Source organism: Streptomyces sp. ISL-96, assembly GCF_018614035.1.
Taxonomy (GTDB): Bacteria; Actinomycetota; Actinomycetes; order Streptomycetales; family Streptomycetaceae; genus Streptomyces.
Map to the genome: position 1 here is coordinate 23,806 of NZ_JAGGPA010000058.1, position 21,406 is coordinate 45,211.

Annotated in this window: 15 protein-coding genes and 1 tRNA gene; 4 read left to right on the forward strand and 12 right to left on the reverse strand. The window is 69.1% G+C overall.

The window, feature by feature from the left end; translation table 11 throughout:
- Positions 1–61: 61 nt before the first annotated feature.
- Both J7E96_RS29825 and J7E96_RS29830 read left to right on the forward strand, forming a co-directional pair.
- A complete protein-coding gene (locus J7E96_RS29825) occupies positions 62–874 on the forward strand; it encodes an Fpg/Nei family DNA glycosylase (protein ID WP_215135770.1) in 813 nt (270 codons plus the stop codon).
- 32 nt (positions 875–906) lie between these two features.
- Positions 907–1,674 carry an SDR family NAD(P)-dependent oxidoreductase gene (locus tag J7E96_RS29830; protein ID WP_215135772.1) on the forward strand — a complete coding sequence of 256 codons (768 nt, stop codon included), beginning with the start codon at positions 907–909 and terminating at the stop codon, positions 1,672–1,674.
- On the opposite strand, the gene J7E96_RS29835 is transcribed toward J7E96_RS29830, so the two are convergent.
- From J7E96_RS29835 to J7E96_RS29880, 10 genes are all read right to left on the reverse strand, one after another.
- Positions 1,622–1,960, reverse strand: coding sequence for a hypothetical protein (locus J7E96_RS29835; protein ID WP_215135774.1), 339 nt, complete (start codon positions 1,958–1,960; stop codon positions 1,622–1,624). The genes J7E96_RS29830 and J7E96_RS29835 overlap by 53 nt on opposite strands.
- Positions 1,961–2,079: 119 nt before the next feature.
- Positions 2,080–2,550, reverse strand: coding sequence for a Dps family protein (locus J7E96_RS29840; RefSeq protein WP_215135776.1), 471 nt, complete (start codon positions 2,548–2,550; stop codon positions 2,080–2,082).
- A gap of 188 nt (positions 2,551–2,738) precedes the next feature.
- Complete coding sequence (locus tag J7E96_RS29845; RefSeq protein ID WP_028814221.1) at positions 2,739–3,119, reverse strand: helix-turn-helix domain-containing protein; 381 nt, start codon at positions 3,117–3,119, stop codon at positions 2,739–2,741.
- Positions 3,120–3,228: 109 nt separating this feature from the next.
- Complete coding sequence (locus J7E96_RS29850) at positions 3,229–3,720, reverse strand: CinA family protein (RefSeq protein WP_215135778.1); 492 nt, start codon at positions 3,718–3,720, stop codon at positions 3,229–3,231.
- 38 nt (positions 3,721–3,758) lie between these two features.
- Complete coding sequence (pgsA, locus tag J7E96_RS29855; protein ID WP_215135780.1) at positions 3,759–4,454, reverse strand: CDP-diacylglycerol--glycerol-3-phosphate 3-phosphatidyltransferase; 696 nt, start codon at positions 4,452–4,454, stop codon at positions 3,759–3,761.
- Positions 4,451–5,968, reverse strand: a complete 1,518-nt coding sequence (gene rimO, locus J7E96_RS29860) for a 30S ribosomal protein S12 methylthiotransferase RimO (RefSeq protein WP_215135782.1) — start codon at positions 5,966–5,968, stop codon at positions 4,451–4,453. Before rimO ends, pgsA begins: the two co-directional genes overlap by 4 nt.
- Before the next feature lie 124 nt (positions 5,969–6,092).
- Positions 6,093–6,935, reverse strand: coding sequence for a helix-turn-helix domain-containing protein (locus tag J7E96_RS29865; RefSeq protein WP_215135784.1), 843 nt, complete (start codon positions 6,933–6,935; stop codon positions 6,093–6,095).
- A 202-nt stretch (positions 6,936–7,137) separates the two neighbouring features.
- Entirely contained in the window at positions 7,138–9,921 is a 2,784-nt protein-coding gene (locus J7E96_RS29870) for a DNA translocase FtsK (protein ID WP_215135786.1), read from the reverse strand.
- Between the two features lie 129 nt (positions 9,922–10,050).
- Positions 10,051–10,737 carry a two-component system response regulator gene (locus J7E96_RS29875; RefSeq protein WP_028814227.1) on the reverse strand — a complete coding sequence of 229 codons (687 nt, stop codon included), beginning with the start codon at positions 10,735–10,737 and terminating at the stop codon, positions 10,051–10,053.
- Between the two features lie 244 nt (positions 10,738–10,981).
- Positions 10,982–16,528, reverse strand: coding sequence for a HAMP domain-containing protein (locus J7E96_RS29880; RefSeq protein ID WP_215135788.1), 5,547 nt, complete (start codon positions 16,526–16,528; stop codon positions 10,982–10,984).
- A gap of 265 nt (positions 16,529–16,793) precedes the next feature.
- Here J7E96_RS29880 and J7E96_RS29885 point away from each other — a divergent pair, with 265 nt between their 5' ends.
- Complete coding sequence (locus J7E96_RS29885) at positions 16,794–19,460, forward strand: SpoIIE family protein phosphatase (RefSeq protein ID WP_215135790.1); 2,667 nt, start codon at positions 16,794–16,796, stop codon at positions 19,458–19,460.
- A 65-nt stretch (positions 19,461–19,525) separates the two neighbouring features.
- Here J7E96_RS29885 and J7E96_RS29890 read toward each other — a convergent pair.
- Positions 19,526–19,598: transfer RNA gene (locus J7E96_RS29890), tRNA-Thr, on the reverse strand.
- A 104-nt stretch (positions 19,599–19,702) separates the two neighbouring features.
- On the opposite strand from J7E96_RS29890, the gene J7E96_RS29895 reads away from it, so the two are divergent.
- Positions 19,703–20,617, forward strand: coding sequence for a PHB depolymerase family esterase (locus J7E96_RS29895; RefSeq protein WP_251070628.1), 915 nt, complete (start codon positions 19,703–19,705; stop codon positions 20,615–20,617).
- Here the strand turns inward: J7E96_RS29895 and J7E96_RS29900 are convergent.
- Positions 20,614–21,279, reverse strand: coding sequence for a DegT/DnrJ/EryC1/StrS family aminotransferase (locus tag J7E96_RS29900; RefSeq protein ID WP_215135798.1), 666 nt, complete (start codon positions 21,277–21,279; stop codon positions 20,614–20,616). The two genes, J7E96_RS29895 and J7E96_RS29900, sit on opposite strands and share 4 nt — an antisense overlap.
- Positions 21,280–21,406 lie beyond the last annotated feature (127 nt).

Genomic DNA, 21,406 nt, shown 5'->3' on the forward strand with positions numbered 1-21,406 from the left:
CGTCCTGATCCCTGCCGGGCTCAGGACGCCACCCCGTCCCACTCCACCGCATCATGGACCCATGCCCGAAGGAGACTCCGTCTGGCAGGCCGCCCAGCACTTGCACGCCGCCCTGGCCGGACACACCCTCACCCACGCCGACCTCCGCGTCCCCCGGTTCGCGACCGCCGACCTGACCGGCCGCACCGTCCTGGACGTCACCCCTCGCGGCAAACACCTCCTCGCCCGCATCGAGGGCGGCCTCACGCTCCACTCGCACCTCGGCATGGACGGCGCCTGGAAGATCTACGGCCCCGAGGAGCGATGGCGCGGCGGCCCGGCCCATCAGATCCGCGCCGTCCTCGGCACCGCCGAACACACCGCCGTGGGCTACCGCCTCCCCGTACTCGAACTGATCCGGACCCAGGACGAGGCCCAGGCCGTCGGCCACCTCGGCCCCGACCTCCTGGGCCCGGACTGGGACGCCGGCGAAGCACTCCGCCGCCTCCTGGCAGACCCCGCCCGCCCCCTGGGCGAAGCCCTCCTCGACCAGCGCAATCTCGCCGGCATCGGCAACATCTACAAGTCGGAGCTGTGCTTCTTCGCCCGCGTGACCCCCTGGCTCCCCATCGGGGAACTCCCCGCCCCCGAACGCCTGGTCGCCGCCGCCAAACGCCTCCTGGAGGCCAACCGCGACCGCCTCGGCCGCCGCACCACCCTCCGCGAACGCGCCCGCACCCCACCCCTGTACGTGTACGGCCGCGCCGGCCGCCCGTGCCTGCGCTGCGGCACCCCGATCCGCCACGCCGACCAGGGCGACGGAAGCCGCGCACGCCCCACGTACTGGTGCCCCCGCTGCCAGTCGGGCCCAACCCCGACCCACCACGCCAGTTGACGCCCCGTCAGGTCCGGTCGTACCGTCCCCGCATGGCCCTCAAGGCGTACGACCTCACCGGCCGCACCGCACTCGTCACCGGCGCCGCGAGCGGCATAGGCCGGGCCGGCGCACTCCTCCTCGCCGAAGCCGGCGCCACCGTCCACTGCGCGGACCTCGACGAGAGCGGCCTCCACGAGACCACGGCCCTGATCACCAAGGCGGGCGGCGCCGCGCACCCCCACCGTCTGGACGTCACCGACCGGACCCAGCTCGCGGCGGCGGTCTCCGCAGCCGGCCCCCGTCTCGACATCCTCGCCGCCATCGCCGGAATCATGCACCGCAGCACCGTCCTGGAGACCCGCGACGAGGACCTGGACCGCGTCCTGGCGGTCAACTTCAAGGGTGTTCTGTACGCATGCCAGGAGGCGGCCCGCGCCATGATCGCCGCCAGGACTCCCGGCAGCATCATCACCATGGCGTCGGGCGCGGTCGACGCGGCAACCTCCGGCCTGCTCTGCTACAGCACGGCCAAGGCAGCCGTCGTACAGCTCACCAGGACCCTCGCCACCGAGCTCGGCCCCTACTCCATCCGCGTGAACGCCGTGGCCCCCGGCTGGATCCGCACCCCCATGACCGACCGCCACGACGCGGCGCTCCAGCACCGGACCGAAGCCGCCATGGTCCGCGCGACCCCACTGGGCCGCGTCGGCGAGCCCGAGGACATCGCGCACGCGATCCTCCACCTGGCGTCGGACGCCTCCGCCTTCACGACGGGCCAGATCCTCCGCCCGAACGGCGGCGTCGCAATGCCCTGGTAACCGCGCTGGTAACCGCCCCGGCAACCCCGCAGCGCCGCAACACCGCCCCCGGCGTACGCCCCGGCCCGCGTCGCCGGCGCCGCGAATCCACCCCCGCCGCAGCCGCCGAAACCACGTGAACCGGCAGCAGGCTCAGCCCCCAGCCGCCCGCCGCCACCGCGCCCTCGACGACCCCGGTCCGCTCCGGCACCAGCACAAGCCGCAGCACGGCACCCCACCACACCGCACCGAACACCACCGTCACCACCAGCGCCGCCCCGCGTCCGCGGAAGTCACGCCATGCCATGGCCGCCTCCTCCGACCGACGCTAGCCGGGCCCGCGCACACGGCGGGAGGGCGCACCGGAAGCACACCCGGCGCACCCACCAGCACCGCACACCAACCGCACCAACCGCGCCCCGCGCTCTACGCGCTCTCGGCCTGGAACATCCACGCATGCTTTTCGAGGTCTGCCGTGAGCCCGATGATGATGTCCTGGGTCACCGGATCCGGCTCAGCGGTTACGTCGATCCGCTCCCGCATGCGCCCGACCACGACCCCGAGTGCGTCCACCAGTATCCGTACGGCGTCCACATCCTTGATCCACCCCGACGGCACCTCCCGGATCGCCGTCGCACACGCCACACTCGCGGACCGCCCGTCCGGATTCACACCCAGCGCCGAGGCCCGCTCGGCCACCGAGTCCGAGTGCTGCCGCGCCGTGCCGACCACCTCGTCGAGCTGCAGGTGTACGGACCTGAATCGCGGCCCCACCACGTTCCAGTGGACCTGCTTGGCGACCAGCGAGAGATCCACGAGGTCCACCAGCGCCCCCTGCAGGGCCTCGCCCACCACCTTGAGGTCCGCCTCGGCCAGGCTGCTCTTCACGACAGACATCCGTTTTCCTCCTCAGGAAACCGACTGATCAAACCGACCCTTCACAGTCCCACCACCATGGCACATATGCCACAAAACGGTCACACGAAGGCATGAAAGAGCCCCGAGGTCCGTCAGGACCACCGGGGCTCTCCCACAAGCCTTACAAGCCCGAGACCTCTAAGAGCCTCAGACCGAAGTCGCCGCGGTCAGGCGGCGACCACGTCCACCGCTTCCGCGGGTGCCTTGATCGTCACCCGCTCCGGTGGCACACCTGCCACCGACGTCACCGAAACGGAATTCAGCATCGGGCGTACCGGTGGACGCACCGGCTCGCTCGCAGCCGACTCCGCCAGCTCAGCCAGCGACAACTCGTCACTCACTTCGCGCATGAGCTCGGACATCCGTACGTCAAGCGCGTCGCAGATAGCGGAGAGCAGTTCGGAGGATGCCTCCTTCTGCCCCCGCTCCACCTCGGATAGATAGCCGAGTGAGACTCGGGCGGACGAGGAGACTTCGCGCAGAGTACGGCCCTGGCGCTGGCGCTGCCGACGCAGCACGTCACCAAGCAGGCGACGGAGCAGAATCATCGGTGGCTCCCTCCTCGGACCGCGTAGCCGCATCCTTCACGCCCCACCGTACCGCCTCGCGCTGCGGCCGTGCGGGGAGCGATGTCGTGTTCACTCAGGGCTGCAAACATCAATTCCCCCCGTTCTGTTCCGTATCCTGTGCCCGCGCATTTTCATTCAGTTCGTCGCAGAGCAGAGTCAATACTCTCCGTACACTCTCCATACGGATTACCGCCCGGTCCCCGTTCAACCTCAACCGGGCCACTTTCCCGGCGCCGTCCGGCCCCGCGACCGCCACGAAAACGGTACCGACCGGCTGCCCGTCCTGGGCTTCGGGCCCCGCGACTCCCGTGGTCGCTACTCCCCAGTCGGCCCCGAGGACCCGCCGGACCCCCACGGCCATCTGCCGCGCGACCTCGCCGTCCACGGCTCCGTGCTGCTCCAGAAGTGCCGCGTCGACCCCAAGAATGTCGCTTTTGAGCTGTGTGGCGTACGCCGTGACGGCCCCGCGGAAGGCTCTTGAAGCACCAGGCACGGAAGTCAGCTCTGCGGCCACCAGGCCGCCCGTGAGCGATTCGGCGACCGCGAGCGTCTCGCCCCGCCCAGCCAGCAGCTCCAGCACCTCCGCGGCACCACTCGCCCGTATAACAGCACCACCCGTCACCGGGACGACTCCTCCGCCGACCGCTCCGCCGGCTCCTGCGCCGACGACTCCTCCGCCGCGATCCCGGCCCGCCGCAGCACCACGGCCTGGCGCACATAGTCCAGCCCGGTCGCCACGGTCAGCACGACCGCCACCGCCATCACCCAGAACCGCAGCGTCGCGAGCGGCCCCGTCAGCGCCAGCACGTACATCCCGACCGCCACGCCCTGCAGGAGCGTCTTCATCTTGCCGCCGCGACTGGCCGGAATGACCCCGTGCCTGATCACCCAGAAGCGCAGCACCGTGATGCCCAGCTCCCGGAAGAGGATGACGCCCGTCACCCACCACGGCAGATCCCCGAGCGCCGACAGGCAGATCAGCGCCGCGCCCATGATCGCCTTGTCGGCGATCGGGTCGGCGATCTTCCCGAAGTCGGTGACCAGGTTGTACGTACGGGCCAGATGCCCGTCAAAAATGTCCGTGATCATCGCAACGGCGAAGGCCGCCCATGCCCACGCGCGCCAGGCCGGGTCGTACCCGCCGTCCTGGAGCATCAGCATGACGAAGCCGGGCACCAGCGCCAGCCGCATCATGGTGAGGATGTTGGCGATGTTCCACAGGCTGGCCTGATTGACGGCCGCAGCGCCCAGCTTGCCGCCGGGCGCCGGCTTCGCGCCGGTTCCACCGGCAGCGGATGCCGGGACTCCGGTCATCTGCCTGCCTCCTCGTCGATGGTCTGGGGGTCGCCTCCCAGAAGGTCGCAGTATTCCGCCACCAGGTCCACGCCCTCGGTCCCGACCACCTTCGCCACGACCATTCGGCCGACGGCCAGCCCCTCGCCGGACGTGAACAGCACCTGGCCGTCCGTCTCGGGCGCCTGATGAGCCGCACGCCCCACCGCGCCGTCCTCACCGTCCACCGACTCGACGAGCACCTCGACCGTCTCACCGAGCCGCTCCTCGGCCCGCTGGGCGGTCAGCTCGTCCGCGAGCCGCGAGATGTGTTCGAGCCGCTCGGCGATGACCTCGGCGTCCAGCTTGTTGTCGTACGTGACGGCCTCGGTGCCCTCCTCGTCGGAGTACCCGAAGACGCCGATCGCGTCCAGTCTCGCGCCCGTGAGGAAACGCTCCAGCTCGCCGAAGTCCGCCTCGCTCTCGCCGGGGAACCCGACGATGAAGTTGGACCGCACACCGGCCTGCGGCGCCTTGTTCCTGATCGTCTCCAGCAGCTCCAGGAAGCGGTCGGTGTCACCGAAGCGCCGCATCGAGCGCAGCACACCGGCCGCCGAGTGCTGGAAGGACAGGTCGAAGTACGGCGCGACCTTCGGCGTGGACGTCAGTACGTCGATCAGCCCCGGCCGCATCTCCGCCGGCTGCAGGTAGCTGACCCGTACGCGCTCAATCCCGTCGACCTCGGCCAGCTCCGGCAGCAGCGTCTCCAGCAGCCGGATGTCACCGAGGTCCTTGCCGTACGACGTGTTGTTCTCGGAGACCAGCATGATCTCCTTGACGCCCTGCTCGGCCAGCCAGCGCGTCTCCCCCAGTACGTCGGAGGGACGCCGCGAAATGAACGATCCACGGAACGACGGAATGGCGCAGAAGGAACACCTGCGGTCGCACCCTGACGCGAGCTTCACGGAAGCGACCGGGCTGTTCCCGAGACGCTGGCGAAGCGGCGCACGCGGCCCGGAGGCCGGCGCGATGCCTTCGGGCAGGTCCTCGGGAGGCGTGTCCTGAGCGTGCCCGGGAAGCGCCACGTCGGAGGCGCTGGAGGCGTCCTGGCGCTCGGCCGGGCTGATGGGCAGCAGCTTGCGCCGGTCGCGCGGGGTGTGGGAGGCGTGAATGCCGCCGTTGAGGATGGTCTGGAGGCGGTCGGAGATGTCGGCGTAGTCGTCGAATCCGAGTACGCCGTCGGCCTCCGGCAGCGCTTCCTGGAGTTCCTTGCCGTACCGCTCGGCCATGCAGCCCACGGCGACGACGGCCTGGGTCCTGCCGCCCCCCTCTCGAGCCGCAGTCTTCAGATCATTGGCTTCGAGCAGGGCGTCGACGGAGTCCTTCTTGGCGGCTTCGACGAATCCGCAGGTGTTGACGACGGCGACGTCCGCGTCCGAGGCGTCCTCGACGAGCTGCCAGCCGTCCGCTGCCAAGCGGCCTGCCAGCTCCTCCGAGTCCACCTCATTACGGGCGCAGCCAAGAGTGACAAGGGCGACGGTGCGGCGTTCGGGCATGGGCTCAAGACTACTTTGTCCCGGCGCACGCCCCCGCCGCGAGGGTTCCACGGGGCCGGCGCCCCCGAAATCCGGGCCGGTCCCCGGCCTCACCGGCCGGCTCGCGGCCCGGAAGGCGTCCAGGTCAGCCGACCCCGGGGTCGCCCTTCGTGTACGTCAGCCGCTCGACCTGTCCCGGCTGGAACTTGTCCCCGACCTCCTTGCCGTTCACGAACAGCTGCATCGCCCCGGCGTCACCGAGCACGAGCTCGATCTTCTCCTTGTCCGTGAAGGTCTTGGACTCACCCTTCTCCAGCAGGCCGTCGAAGAGCAGCCTGCCGTTGTGGTCCTTCGCCGAGATCCAGCTCTTACGGTCCTTGGCGGTGAGGGCGACCGTCACCTGGTCCTGCGGGACGGCCGCGATGGCACTGTCCGACGGGTCGGGCTTGGGGTCGACGGGCTTGGTCGGCTTCGCGGGCTTGGTGGCGGCAGGCGTGGAGCCGCCGGCGACGTCCGTGGAGGAGCCGCCGTTGCCGTTGCCACCGTTGAAGAGCGTGAAGCCGACGAAGCCCACGACGGCGACGATCGCGGCGACCATGGCCGCGGTCCAGTTGGGGCGGCGCGCCTCGGGACGGATCCGTTCCGCCTCGAAGAGCGGCGCCGCGGGCGTGGGAGCGGGACGTCCGCCGTGCTCGTCGTCGTACTGCGCGACCAGAGCGTCCGCGTCGAGGCCGACGGCGCGCGCGAGCGTACGGATGTGTCCGCGTGCATACACATCGCCGCCGCAGCGGCTGAAGTCGTCCTGCTCGATCGCGTGCACCATGGGGATGCGCACCCGTGTCGAGCCGCTGACCTCGTCGACCGTCAGGCCGGCGTCAACGCGGGCCTGCTGGAGAGCGCGTCCGATCGAGGGCCGGTCGTCTTCGATCGAGGACCGGTCATCTTCGATCGAAGGCCGGTCGTCTTCGGGAGAGTTGCCGATGGACACGGGGGCGCCTTTCGAGCGTGAGCCACCTGCTGGGTGTTCAGTCTAGGGGTGGTACGAAAGCGTGAGGCAACTGGGAGGGCGGACTTTGTACGCCATCAGAATCGCTCGTCAGAACGATCTGACAGCCGGATGGTGACACCACCGGTCTCCCCCTCCCCTCAACTGGACGTACGAACACGGGAAACGGTTGCTCACCGTTCTCTTACGGGTGAGAATCTCCCCGGATCATAGCGAGCATTTCATCCAATTCATCCGGTTTCACGAGTACATCGCGCGCCTTCGATCCCTCACTCGGCCCCACGATGTTCCGAGATTCCATCAGATCCATGAGCCTGCCCGCCTTTGCGAAGCCGACACGCAGCTTCCGCTGGAGCATCGAGGTCGAGCCGAACTGCGTGGACACCACGAGCTCGGCCGCCTGGCACAGCAGGTCCAGGTCGTCACCGATATCCTCGTCGATTTCCTTCTTCTTCGCCGTCCCGACCACGACGTCTTCCCGGAAGACGGGCGCCATCTGGTCCTTGCAGTGCTGGACGATCGCCGCGACCTCGTCCTCGGTGACGAACGCGCCCTGCATACGGGTCGGCTTGTTCGCGCCCATCGGCAGGAAGAGACCGTCGCCCTTGCCGATGAGCTTCTCGGCGCCCGGCTGGTCGAGGATGACCCGGCTGTCCGCGAGCGAGGAGGTCGCGAAGGCGAGCCGCGAAGGCACATTCGCCTTGATCAGACCGGTGACGACGTCCACCGAAGGACGCTGCGTGGCGAGCACGAGATGAATACCGGCCGCGCGGGCCAATTGGGTGATGCGGACGATCGAGTCCTCGACATCGCGCGGCGCGACCATCATCAGGTCCGCGAGCTCGTCGACGATGACCAGCAGGTACGGGTACGGCGACAGCTCCCGCTCGCTGCCCTCCGGCGGCTTCACCTTGCCGTTGCGTACGGCCTGGTTGAAGTCGTCGATGTGCCGGTAGCCGTACGCCGCCAGGTCGTCGTAGCGCAGGTCCATTTCCCGCACGACCCACTGGAGCGCCTCGGCGGCCCGCTTGGGGTTGGTGATGATCGGCGTGATCAGGTGCGGGATGCCCTCGTACGCCGTGAGCTCGACCCGCTTCGGGTCGACCAGCACCATGCGTACGTCCTCGGGGGTCGCCCGCACCATGACCGACGTGATCAGGCAGTTGATGCAGGACGACTTTCCCGACCCGGTGGCGCCCGCCACCAGCACGTGCGGCATCTTCGCGAGGTTGGCCATCTCGTAGCCGCCCTCGACGTTCTTGCCGAGCGCGACGAGCATCGGATGGTCGTCCTCGGCGGCGTCCGCGAGCCGCAGCACATCGCCCAGTTTGACCATCTCGCGGTCACTGTTCGGGATCTCGATGCCGACGGCGGACTTGCCGGGGATCGGGCTGATGATGCGTACGTCCGGACTGGCGACGGCGTACGCGATGTTCTTGGCGAGCGCCGTGATCCGCTCCACCTTCACGGCCGGGCCGAGCTCCACCTCGTACCGCGTCACCGTCGGCCCCCTGGTGAAGCCGGTGACCGCCGCGTCGACCTTGAACTCCGTGAAGACGTTCGTCAGCGAGGCGACGACAGCGTCGTTGGCGGCGCTGCGCGTCTTGCCGGGACCGCCCCGCTCCAGCAGGTCCAGCGAGGGCAGGGAGTACGTGATGTCCCCGGCGAGCTGAAGCTGCTCGGCGCGGGGCGGCAGCGGCTGGGAGACCTCGGGCTGCGCCTTGGTCAGATCCGCCACCTTCGAACGGGATGAGTCCTCCGCACCCGCCGCGGGAACGGGCGTACGCTCCGGCCTCCCAGCACCCTCGCGAGCGGGCGGCACAGCGGCGGGACGCTCGGTCGTGACCCCCTGCGTCAGGTCGGCCACGAGCGCCGAGGGCGGCAGTCCGTTCAGTACGGCGCCGTCCAGCGCGGCGGCGGCGGCCGCGGCGAAGTCGACGGGGTCCATGGCGCGCGACGCGGTCTCGGGCTGCGCGGCGGCCCTGCGCGGCCGGCGGCGCCGGGTCAGCGCCTCCTCCTCCGCGAGGTCCGCGTCGTACTCCGCGGGCGCCGGCCCCCGGCGCGCGGACGAGCGGCGCGCGCCGGCGGGAAGCGCCTCGCGCCAGTGCTCCTCGTACCGCTCGTCGTCCTCGAACTCGTACTCCTCCGGCGGCGCCGGGAGAATCCCCAGCATGATGCCGAGCTGACGCAGCCGCTGCGGGATGGCGTTGACCGGCGTGGCGGTGACGACCAGCAGTCCGAACACGGTGAGCAGCAGGAGAAGCGGTACGGCGAGGACGCTGCCCATGGTGAAGATCAGCGGCGTGGAGGCGGCCCAGCCGATCAGGCCGCCGGCGTCCTGCAGCCCTTCGATGCCGTCGCCGCGGGCGGGCGACCCGCAGGCGACGTGGACCTGTCCGAGGACGCCCACGACGAGGGCCGAGAGCCCGATGACGATCCGACCGTTGGCCTCGGGCTTCTCCGGATGCAGGATCAGCCGTACGGCCATGACGCCCAGCAGTATCGGCACCAGCAGATCGAGCCGCCCGAACGCACCGGTCACCAGCATCTCGACCAGGTCGCCGACCGGGCCGCGCAGCTGCGCCCACGTCCCGGCGGCGACGATCAGCGCGAGGCCGAGCAGGAGCAGTGCGACGCCGTCCTTGCGGTGCGCCGGGTCAAGCCCCTTCGCGCCGCGCCCTATTCCGCGGAACAGCGCGCCCACGCCGTGCGCGAGGCCCAGCCAGAGAGCACAGACGAGCCGGTACACGCCGCCGGTCGGCGACGGCGCCGCCTTGGGCGCGGGCCTGGCCACCGCCTTCTTGACAGCCGCCTTCTTGGCAGGCGTCTTGGGCGCGGTCTTCTTCGCTGCGGCGGCGGTCTTCTTCGCGGGCGCCGCTTTCTTCGGGGCGCCGGTGGTACGGCCGGCGCGCGGCTTCGCGGTGCCCGCCGTGCCCTGGGAACCCTTGCCGGACGTACGTGAGGCCATGGTGGTGAGGTTACCGGTGCGGGCCGCGACGGACACGTGTGCCCACTGCTTCACCCGTTCGTGTCGTGCCGCGGGAGACCGGAAACTGACGCCGCCTCACGCGGCCTGCCATGCCCGCCAGTACGTCCGTCAGTGCTGCGAGGGAAACGGGGGCGCCGCGCCGTTGGTGCCCGGTTCGAGCGCGTCGAGCGCCCGGCGCAGACCCGTCAGCTTACGCTCGAGGTGAGCCGCCGTGGCGACCGCCCCGGCGTCCGCGGACTCGTCGTCGAGCTGCTTGGAGAGCGCCTCGGCCTGCTCCTCAACGGCGGCGAGCCGCGCGGAGAGTTCGGCGAGGAGCCCGGCAGGCTCCTTCGTGTCGCCCACGCCGCCCGCCTGGCCGCCGCCCTCCAGCTGGAGGCGCAGCAGCGCTGCCTGCTCGCGCAGTTGGCAGTTCTTCATGTACAGCTCGACGAAGACCGAGACCTTGGCGCGCAGCACCCACGGGTCGAACGGCTTGGAGATGTAGTCCACCGCGCCCGCCGCGTAACCCCGGAAGGTGTGGTGCGGACCGTGGTTGATGGCGGTGAGAAAGATGATCGGGATGTCCCGGGTCCGTTCTCGCCGCTTGATGTGCGCGGCAGTCTCGAAACCGTCCATTCCTGGCATCTGCACGTCCAGCAGAATGACCGCGAAGTCGTCCGTCAGCAGCGCTTTGAGCGCTTCCTCCCCTGACGATGCCCGTACCAGTGTCTGATCGAGCGCAGAGAGGATGGCCTCCAGCGCCAACAGATTCTCCGGCCGGTCATCGACCAGGAGGATCTTGGCCTTCTGCACCATGGCCCGCCCTCCTCGCCCCGGCAGTGCACCGGGCGCCGCCCCAGGGGACGACTCTCTTGCGTCGCCCGTCCTTGTGCCGGTCATGGTAGCCGCACCCCGCCTGTCGCCACACCCTGTCACCGCGATGTCACTGTGCACATAGCAAAAACGCGGTGGGAGACCAGAAGGTTCCCCGAATACCGCCGACTCACACGCCTTCGGCCACAGTCAGTCAGCAACCCGCCCAGATTCGCACAGCCGACGATCACTCCCCACGCATCCACTGGTCCATCACAGAGAGCAAATGGTCGGGATCGACCGGCTTCGTAACGTAGTCGGAAGCGCCGGACTCGATGGCCTTCTCCCGGTCGCCCTTCATCGCCTTCGCCGTCAGCGCGATGATCGGCAGCCCCGCGAACTGCGGCATCCTGCGGATCGCCGTCGTCGTCGCGTAACCGTCCATTTCCGGCATCATGATGTCCATCAGTACGAGCGTCACATCGTCGTGCTGCTCCAGGACTTCGATGCCCTCCCGGCCGTTCTCGGCGTACAGCACCGAGAGCCCGTGCTGCTCCAGCACGCTGGTGAGGGCGAAGACGTTGCGGATGTCGTCGTCGACGATCAGCACCTTCTCGTTGGAGAACATGATGCCGCGACGCGGCTCCGGTGCCGCGGCCTCCTGCCCCCTCGCGGACCACGACTCCTGGGGAGCCTGCGCCTGCTGCCCGCCCGAGGGCTGACCATTCTGACCAGCCTGACCGTTCTGACCGGCCTGCCCCGGCAGCGCCGTCCGCTGATCCGCGCCGCCCGCCGCCTTGCGACGGCGCCGGAACAGCCCGGCGGGACCGGTCTGCGGGTCCGAGGGCAGTCGGGCGGGACCATTGTCGGCCGGCGACGCCGGGACGTCCGTCGCCGAGGCGTCCTCCGGGAGGCTCCCACGCAGCGGCTCCATGCCGCCGGGCGTGAGCTGCGGGTAGCCCTGCGGCGGCAGTTCGCTCGGGTGCAGCGGCAGGTAGAGCGTGAACGTCGACCCGCGGCCCGGCTCGCTCGCCGCGTGGATCTCGCCGCCCAGCAGCCTGGCGATCTCCCGGCTGATGGACAGGCCCAGGCCCGTGCCTCCGTACTTCCTGCTGGTCGTCCCGTCGGCCTGCTTGAACGCCTCGAAGATCACCCGCATCTTGCTGGCCGCGATCCCGATGCCGGTGTCGGTCACCGAGAAGGCGATGAGATCGGCGTCCGCGTCCCGCAGCGACCCGGCCTCCAGCAGCTGCTCACGAATCGCGTCCGGTACGTCGGCCTTGGCCGGCCGGATGACCAGCTCGACGGCCCCGCTGTCGGTGAACTTAACCGCGTTGGACAAGAGATTGCGCAGGACCTGGAGCAGCCGCTGCTCGTCCGTGTGCAGCGTCGCGGGCAGCTCCGGGGACACCCGTACCGAGAAGTCGAGCCCCTTCTCCGCGGTGAGCGGCCGGAAGGTCGCCTCCACGTAGTCGACGAGCTGGACCAGCGCGATCCGGGTCGGACTGACGTCCATCTTGCCCGCCTCGACCTTCGACAGGTCGAGGATGTCGTTGATCAGCTGGAGCAGGTCGGAACCCGCCCCGTGGATCGTCTCGGCGAACTCCACCTGCTTCGGGGACAGATTCCCCTCCGCGTTGTCCGCGAGCAGCTTCGCCAGGATGAGCAGCGAGTTGAGCGGCGTACGCAGCTCGTGCGACATGTTCGCCAGGAACTCGGACTTGTAGCGCATCGAGACCGCGAGCTGCTCGGCACGCTCCTCCAGGACCTGCCTGGCCTCTTCGATCTCGGTGTTCTTGACCTCGATGTCGCGGTTCTGCTGAGCCAGCAGCTCCGCCTTCTCCTCCAGTTCGGCGTTGGACTCCTGAAGCGCCTTCTGCCGGTTCTCCAGCTCCGCCGAGCGCTCCCGCAGCTGCTCGGTCAGCTCCTGCGACTGCTCCAGCAGTACCTCGGTCTTCGTATTGACGCTGATGGTGTTGACGCTCGTCGCGATCATCTCGGCGATCTGGTTGAGGAAGTCCTTCTGGATCTGGGTGAAGGGCTGGAACGACGCCAGCTCGATCACCCCGAGGACCTTCCCCTCGAAGAGCACCGGCAGCACGATCACATGCGCGGGCGGCGCCTCGCCGAGCCCGGAGGAGATCTTGAGATAGCCCGGCGGCACGTTGTCCACCAGGATGGTCCGCTTCTCCTCCGCCGCCGTGCCGATGAGCGTCTCACCGGGCTTGAAGGAGGTCGGCATCGAGCCGGCCGAGTAGCCGTAGCTACCGCGCATGCGCAGCTCGTACGGGCTGTCCTCGTCCGCGCCCACCTCGGCCGTGCCACGCGTCGTCAGCGCCAGGAAGAACGCGCCGTGCTGCGCCGAGACCACCGGCGTCAGCTCGCTCATGATCAGCGAGGCCACGTCGTCGAGATCGCGGCGGCCCTGCATCAGACCCGAGATGCGGGCGAGGTTGCCCTTGAGCCAGTCCTGTTCCTTGTTGGCGAGGGTCGTGTCGCGCAGGTTCGCGATCATCGTGTTGATGTTGTCCTGGAGATCCTGGATCTCGCCCGACGCATCGACGTCGATCTTCAGGTTGAGATCGCCGCGGGTCACCGCGGTGGCCACGGCCGCGATGGCGCGCACCTGCCGGGTGAGGTTCCCGGCCATCTCGTTCACGGACTCCGTCAGGTCCCGCCAGGTGCCGTCCACATCGCGTACGCGCGCCTGGCCGCCCAGGATCCCCTCGGTGCCCACCTCACGGGCCACCCGGGTCACCTGGTCGGCGAAGGAAGACAGCTGATCCACCATCGTGTTGATGGTCGTCTTCAGCTCCAGGATCTCGCCCCGCGCGTCGATGTCGATCTTCTTGGTCATGTCGCCCTTGGCGATGGCCGTGGTGACCATCGCGATCTGGCGGACCTGTCCGGTCAGGTTGGACGCCATCGAGTTCACCGACTCGGTGAGGTCCTTCCACGTACCGGAGACTCCGGGGACGCGCGCCTGGCCGCCCAGCTCGCCTTCCGTACCCACCTCGCGGGCCACTCGCGTGACCTCGTCGGCGAACGAGGACAGCGTCGTCACCATGGTGTTGACGGTGTCGGCGAGCTGCGCGACCTCGCCGCGCGCCTCGACCGTCACCTTCTTCGTCAGGTCACCGTTGGCGACCGCCGCGGACACCTGCGAGATGTTCCGCACCTGCGACGTCAGGTTGTTGGCCATCAGGTTGACGTTGTCGCTGAGGTCCTTCCAGATGCCGGTGACGCCGCGTACGCGCGCCTGGCCGCCGAGGATGCCCTCGGTGCCCACCTCACGCGCGACCCTCGTCACCTCGTCGGCGAAGGACGACAGCTGGTCCACCATCGTGTTGACGGTGGTCACCAGCTCCAGGATCTCGCCCTTGGCATCGACGGTGATCTTCTTCGACAGGTCGCCCTTGGCGACCGCCGTCGTCACCTCGGCGATGTTGCGCACCTGGGACGTCAGGTTGTTGGCCATGGAGTTGACGGACTGCGTGAGGTCCTTCCACGTACCGCTGACGCCCTGCACCTCTGCCTGACCGCCCAGCATGCCCTCGGTGCCCACCTCGCGGGCCACCCGGGTCACCTGCTCGGCGAAGTTCGACAGCTGGTCCACCATCGTGTTGAGGGTGTTCTTCAGCTCCAGGATCTCGCCGCGCGCGTCCACGTCGATCTTCTGCGACAGGTCACCACGCGCCACCGCCGTCGCGACCTGCGCGATGTTGCGGACCTGAGCAGTGAGGTTTCCGGCCATTCCGTTCACGGAATCGGTCAGATCGCGCCATACGCCGGCGACACCCGGCACCTGCGCCTGGCCGCCCAGCCGGCCGTCCGTACCCACCTCGCGGGCGACCCGGGTCACCTGATCGGCGAACGAAGACAGCTGGTCCACCATCGTGTTGATGGTGTTCTTCAGCTCCAGGATCTCGCCGCGCGCGTCCACGTCGATCTTCTGCGACAGGTCACCACGCGCCACCGCCGTCGTCACCTGCGCGATCTGGCGTACCTGCGAAGTCAGGTTCCCCGCCATGAAGTTGACGGAGTCGGTGAGTTCCTTCCACGTACCGCTGACGCCGTCCACCCGCGCCTGGCCGCCGAGGCGGCCCTCCGTACCCACGTCACGCGCCATCCGCGTCACCTGGTCGGCGAAGGACGACAGCTGGTCGACCATCGTGTTGACGGTGTTCTTCAGCTCCAGCATCTCGCCGGAGACGTCGACGGTGACCTTCTGCGACAGATCACCGTTGGCGACCGCCGTCGTCACCTGCGCGATGTTGCGCACCTGCCCGGTCAGGTTCCGGAAAGCGGTATTGACGGAGTCCGTCAGGTCCTTCCAGGTCCCCGCCGCCCCAGGCACCTGCGCCTGCCCGCCCAGCAGACCCTCGACGCCCACCTCACGCGCCACACGTGTCACTTCGGAACCGAAGGACTGAAGCTGGTCCACCATCGTGTTGACGGTGTTCTTCAGCTCCAGCATCTCGCCCGCGACATCGACGGTGACCTTCTGCGTCATGTCACCGTTGGCCACCGCCGTCGTGACCTGCGCGATGTCCCGCACCTGCGTCGTCAGATTCCGGAAGACCGTATTGACGGAGTCCGTCAGGTCCTTCCACGTGCCCGCCGCGCCCGGCACCTGCGCCTGACCGCCCAGCAGACCCTCGCCGCCGACCTCGCTCGCCACTCGCGTGACCTCGTCCGCGAACGTACGCAGCGTCTCGGTCATCTGGTTGATCGTCTCCGCGAGCTGGGCGACCTCGCCACGCGCGCTCACAGTGACCTTCCGCGACAGATCGCCATTGGCGACCGCCGTCGTCACCTCCGCGATCCCGCGCACCTGAGCCGTCAGGTTCCCGGCCATCAGGTTGACGGAGTCGGTCAGGTCCTTCCACACACCCGCGACGCCGGGCACCTGGGCCTGTCCGCCCAGCTCGCCCTCCGTACCGACCTCACGCGCGACGCGGGTCACCTCGGAGGAGAACGACGACAGCTGGTCGACCATCGTGTTGACGGTGTTCTTCAGCTGAAGCATCTCGCCGGCCACATGCACGGTGACCTTGCGTGACAGATCACCCTTGGCGACCGCCGTCGTGACGAGAGCAATGTCACGTACCTGAGCCGTGAGCCGGTACGCCATAGTGTTGACGGAATCCGTCAGATCTTTCCATGAACCGGACATACCGCGCACCTGAGCCTGACCGCCCAGTTTGCCCTCGGTACCCACCTCGAGCGCGACCCGCGTCACCTCGTCCGTGAACGCCGACAGCTGGTCGACCAGGTTGTTGACCGTACGCCCGACCTTCAGGAACTCGCCCCGCAGCGGATGCCCCGCACCCTCGGCGCCGTCGCCCCCCTGCGTCCGCAGCTCCATCCGCTGGTCGAGATCACCGTCCGCCACCGCGGACAGCACCCGCCCGACCTCGGAAACAGGCCGTGCAAGATCATCGACCAGTGCGTTCGACGCATCGATCGCGGTGGCCCAGGAGCCCTCACAAGCCCCTGTTTCCAGCCTTTCGGCCAGTTTCCCCTCACGTCCGACCATGCGCCGCACCCGCGCGATCTCACCGGTCAGATGCAGATTCCGGTCAGCCACCTCGTTGAAGACAGCGGCGATCTCGGCCATCACGCCGTCGCCCGACACCGTCAGACGCTTACGGAAATTGCCGTCCCGCATCGTCACGAGTGCCTGAAGCAACCTGTTCAGGGCCGCCGTATCCACTTCGGTTGTCCCGTTGTTCCGGGACCGTCGGCCTTTTGCGCGCGTGCTGGTGCTCCGCGCGGCTGCGCCAGACTCCACCGTGTCCCTCCCGCAGGGGTTGACCGTACTCATCGGGCTTCACCCGAAGGCTTCCCAGTGTTTCACCATGGCAGAACCAGGCCATAACAGTTCGGCAGCTTCGCACACCCCTCCCCGGACTCCCGAGGCGGAAACACTGGTAACCGGCATCCGCTCGGACAGCGAAGGTAAGTAACCTGGCTTCCGGCTGTCCAGCCGCCCCGGTCTGCCCGGCAGGGGCGGTCACGCGAGATCCACAACCGGGCACCGGAGGGGCGGGCCGATCATGGCAGAGCCGGGCGTCGAGACGCGTACGAGGAGTTCTGTGATCACCGCGCGGGCGGCTGCCAGCTTCGACCCCGTGGGACGGTCCGTCGCGACCGCCCGCGCCTTTGTCAGGGACACACTCCAGGGGTGGGGGTATTCCGACATCGTCGACGACGCCGTCGTCCTCACCAGCGAGCTCGTCACCAACGCTGTGGTGCACGCCGGCACCACAGCCGACGTCCTCTGCCTGCGTACGGAAGAAGGCGTCCGCGTCGAGGTCGGCGACCGCTACCCCGAGCGCGAGGTCCCCCTCCAGGGCACGGCCCAGTCCTTCGGCAACCCCGACCGCGAAGGCGGCCGCGGCCTGCTACTGTGCGCCGCCCTCGCCAGCCGCTGGGGCGTCGAGTACGCCCCCACCAACAAACATGTCTGGTTCCAACTCGATCTCCCCGAACGCCCGGTCGGCATCCGCTCCGCCGGCCCCGTCCTCCCCGTCGAGCTCCTCCCGGTCGCCGACGGCCGCATCCGCGTCGCCGTCGTCCAGATCGACCGCTCCGGCGCCATCAACGCCTGGAACGAGGACGCGGAAGATCTCTTCGGATACGCCGCCGACCAGGTCATCGGCAAGCAGCTCACCGACTTCGCCGCCTGGCCCCACACCCCCGGCATCGCCACCGGCATCGCGGACGCCCTCCAGCTCTCCCGCTGGGAAGGCAGCTACGGCGTGCGCGCCGCCGACGGCCGCACCGTCGCCGTCTACGCCTCCCACCTGCGCGTACGGGACACCTCCGGCGAGCCCTCCACCATCTGCCTCCTCGTACGCGACTTCGAGCGCGCCGTGCTCCAGTCCCCCCAGCGCACCCCCAGCGACACCGCCAAGGGCTCGCTCTCCGAGGGCCGCACCACGGACCCCTTCGAGGTCTTCATCGGCTCCCCCGCCCCCGACGACCTCGACGGCCTCCTCCAGCGCACCGTCGAGCGCTCCCGCGACATGCTGGACGCCGACTCGGCGTTCCTGCTCCTGGCCACCGACGACGAGACCGAACTGGAGGTACGGGCCACCACCGGCCTCCCCTCCGCCCGCCAGCGCTTCGCCCGCGTCCCCGTAGAGGCCGGCACCGGCCGCTACGGCTCCGCCCGCATGCCCGCCGTCCACGAGGACCTCACGGCCGTCCCGGGCGCCGTGCCGCTCCTCAACGGCACCGGCATGCGCTCCGTCGTCACCGTCCCCCTCAAGGTCGAGGGCCGCCTCACCGGCTCACTCGGCGTCGCCGCCGAAGCCCCCGGCCGCTACTCGAACGAAGAGGCCCTGCGGCTCCAGTTCGCGGCGGACCGCATCGCCCTCGCCGTCGAATCCGCCCGCCTCGGCGAGCTGGAGCGCCTGCGCAGAGGCTCGCTCTCGTTCCTCGTCGAGGCCTCCGACCTCCTCGCCGGTACGCTCGACCGCGACCAGACCCTGGCCCTCATGGCACAGATGACGGTCCCCACCCTGGCGACCTGGTGCGCCGTCTACACGATCGCCGACCAGTCCTCCGAGCCGTACCTCTCGTTCGTACTCCACGAGGACGAGGAACGCATCGACGGCCTCAAGGCCCTCCTCTCCAAGATCGACCCCCCGGAGCCGGTCCCGACCCCCGGCGCCCGCATCTGGAACGCCCCCAGCGAAGCCGCCCACCAGGCAGCCCTCCGTACGTCGATGCGCAGCCTCGGCCTCGGCTCCACCCCGCACATCGGCTCGGGCATCGGCACCACACTCGCGACAGCGGCGGCGGTCGGCGGCGAGACCGTCGTCCTCCCCCTGGTCGCCCGCAACCGCGTCATCGGCATGCTGACCCTCGGCAAGCCCACGGACGACCACTTCCGCCAGGAGATCCTCGAACTGGCCGAGGACCTCTCCCGCCGCGCCGCGCTCGCCCTGGACAACTCACGCCTGTACTCCGAGCGCATGGCCATCAGCCAGTCCCTCCAGCGCAGCCTGCTCCCCCCGGAGCTCCCGCACGTCCCCAACGTCGAGGTGGAGGTCATCTACCGAGCCGCGGGCGAAGGCAACGAGGTCGGCGGCGACTTCTACGACCTCTTCCCGATCCGCGACGGGGCGTACGGCTTCGCCATCGGTGACGTCTGCGGTACGGGCCCCGAGGCCGCCGCCGTCACCGGCCTCGCCCGCCACGCCCTGCGCCTCCTCGCCCGCGAAGGCTTCGGCGGCCCCGCCGTCCTGGAACGCCTCAACGCGGCGATCCTCGACGAGGGCGCCCGCAGCCGCTTCCTGACGCTCCTGTACGGCGAGCTGTGGCCCCAGGAGGACGGCAGCGCCATCCTGAAGGTCGTCTGCGCCGGCCACCCGCTGCCACTGCGCCTGCGCCCGGACGGCTCGGTCGAACCGGCCGCCGAACCGCAGCCGCTGCTCGGCGTCATGGAGGACCTGGAGCTGTACGAGCAGGTGGTCACCCTCGACCCCGGCGACGTACTCCTGTGCGTCACCGACGGCGTCACCGAACGCCGCGAGGGCACCCGCATGCTCGGCGACGACGGCCTCGCCGACGTCCTGGCCACGTGTACGGGCCTGACGGCCGGCGCGGTCGCGGGCCGCATCCTGCGCGCAGTGGAACGCTTCGCGGCGGAACCGGCGTCCGACGACATGGCTATCCTGGCCATGCGCGTACCGATGCCGCACGCCCCCCTGTAGCGAGTACGCGGATACGCGGGTACACGAAAGGCCCCCGCCAACCGGCGGGGGCCTTTCGTGTGTTGAGCCCCAATACGGAATCGAACCGTAGACCTTCTCCTTACCATGGAGACGCTCTACCGACTGAGCTATTGGGGCCTTGCTGCGCTGTGGCAACGGGTTAGATCATACCCCGAATCCAGCCGTGCTCTGAACCTGCCATTCCTCTGGACCGCCAACTCCGCCGCTGCCACCATGCCCGGATGCACACCCGCCCCGGCACGCTCACGCACATATCGCTCTGGTCAGCCGTAGCGGCCACTCTCCTCTCGCTCACCGCGTGCGGCTCGGGCGACGCCAAGAAGCCCGGGAAGGACCCGAAGACCGCCGCCGCGCGCGAGACACCGCGCCCCGGTGACCAGCAGGTGACGATGGCCTGGGACGGCAAGAAGCGCGTCTACAGGGTGCACGCACCACCCGGCTACACCCCGGACATGAAGCTCCCCCTGATCGTCGCCATGCACCCGTACCCGAGCACAGGCGAGTTCGTCGCCAAGCTCAGCGGCCTCAACAAGAAGGCCGACAAGGAGAACTTCCTGGTGGCCTACCCCGACGGCCTCGACCTCGCCTACAACGCCCTGAGCTGCTGCGGCGACGAGGACGACGTCGGCTTCATCCGGGCCATGACCAAGCGCCTGGTCGACAAGTGGAAAGCCGACCCGGACCGCATCTACGCCACAGGCATCTCCAACGGCGCCGACATGTCGTTCAAGGTCGCCGTCGAACTCCACGACATCTTCGCCGCGGTCGCCCCCGTGAGCGGCGCCTACAGCGGCCCAGCCACCCAGGACACCGCCTACGTACCCAGAACACCGGTCCCCGTCATGACCTTCATCGGCGGCCTGGACAGGATCTACGACACAGCGGACGCGGCCATCAAAACGTGGCAGGAGCGCCTGTCCTGCACGGCATCACCACCACAAAAACTCAAAAAAGAGATCACGCGAACGCGAGCGAAGTGCGCGGACAGCTCAGAAGTGGTCACCTACCGGATCCCGGACATGGGCCACAACTGGCCGGGCGCCGAACCGGGTGACATGGCCGAGCCGGAAGCCGGCGTCAACGCGACAGACCTCATAGTGGAGTTCTTCACCTCACAGCCCAAACAAAGGTCCTAAAAGGCCGGTTGAAGGAGCCCACCAAGCGCATTGCACGAAGCAACGACACGCTGGAGATCACGCCGGGACAGCGAGCCGCCGACGGACAGCGCGAGCGTCTCGTCCGCCGCATGCTCGGTCTCCGGCAGACAGATCTCCCGCCGGAAGGCGGCCAGCCGGTGTACGGGCGTCTTCACGGGCACCTCACACTCCACACCCCTGCGCCGAACAGCGCGGGCAAAGGCATCACGATCGGGCCGCCCGTTCCCGGGAATGCGCACAACGTACTGCTGGTACGTGTGCCCCGCGCACGCCTCGGGAGTCCGTACGCCGGTGAGCCGCCTGTCCAGATAGGCGGCGTGCACCTGCCGTTGAGCGAGCACACGCGGCTCCGGAGTCGCCTCTTCACCGTGCTCCACCACAAGCAGCCCCCGCCGACGCCCGAGCTCCTGCAACGGCCGCAAGCCTGCCAGGTACCCGAACCGCGGTACGGCGACGATGGCGGCCGTACGCGACGTCACGGCAGCCTCTACCGCGACCGCATCCAGGCAGTACGTCGCTCCATCGATGTCCGCGAACACGGGCAGCGCCCCGACGGCCAGCACGGCCTCGGCCATCTCGATGTTCCCGTACGCCGACACGATGACCTCATCGCCGGCACCGACACCCGCGGACTTCAGCATTCCGATCGTCCCCATGTGCCTGGATGCTGGTCGTACAACGTGAACACCAAGTAACCGGGCATAAAAAAACGCTGGTCCCCGAACCGAAGTTCAGGGACCAGCGTTGAATGATTGTTCGGCGGCGTCC

Excerpts from the sequence above, each read along its gene's own strand:
- J7E96_RS29825 (WP_215135770.1), top strand. The coding sequence starts at position 62 with ATGCCCGAAGGAGACTCCGTCTGGCAGGCCGCCCAGCACTTGCACGCC.
- J7E96_RS29830 (WP_215135772.1), top strand. The coding sequence starts at position 907 with ATGGCCCTCAAGGCGTACGACCTCACCGGCCGCACCGCACTCGTCACC.
- J7E96_RS29835 (WP_215135774.1), bottom strand. The coding sequence starts at position 1,960 with ATGGCATGGCGTGACTTCCGCGGACGCGGGGCGGCGCTGGTGGTGACG.
- J7E96_RS29840 (WP_215135776.1), bottom strand. The coding sequence starts at position 2,550 with ATGTCTGTCGTGAAGAGCAGCCTGGCCGAGGCGGACCTCAAGGTGGTG.
- J7E96_RS29845 (WP_028814221.1), bottom strand. The coding sequence starts at position 3,119 with ATGATTCTGCTCCGTCGCCTGCTTGGTGACGTGCTGCGTCGGCAGCGC.
- pgsA (WP_215135780.1), bottom strand. The coding sequence starts at position 4,454 with ATGACCGGAGTCCCGGCATCCGCTGCCGGTGGAACCGGCGCGAAGCCG.
- rimO (WP_215135782.1), bottom strand. The coding sequence starts at position 5,968 with ATGCCCGAACGCCGCACCGTCGCCCTTGTCACTCTTGGCTGCGCCCGT.
- J7E96_RS29870 (WP_215135786.1), bottom strand. The coding sequence starts at position 9,921 with ATGGCCTCACGTACGTCCGGCAAGGGTTCCCAGGGCACGGCGGGCACC.
- J7E96_RS29875 (WP_028814227.1), bottom strand. The coding sequence starts at position 10,737 with ATGGTGCAGAAGGCCAAGATCCTCCTGGTCGATGACCGGCCGGAGAAT.
- J7E96_RS29885 (WP_215135790.1), top strand. The coding sequence starts at position 16,794 with ATGGCAGAGCCGGGCGTCGAGACGCGTACGAGGAGTTCTGTGATCACC.
- J7E96_RS29895 (WP_251070628.1), top strand. The coding sequence starts at position 19,703 with ATGCACACCCGCCCCGGCACGCTCACGCACATATCGCTCTGGTCAGCC.
- J7E96_RS29900 (WP_215135798.1), bottom strand. The coding sequence starts at position 21,279 with ATGCTGAAGTCCGCGGGTGTCGGTGCCGGCGATGAGGTCATCGTGTCG.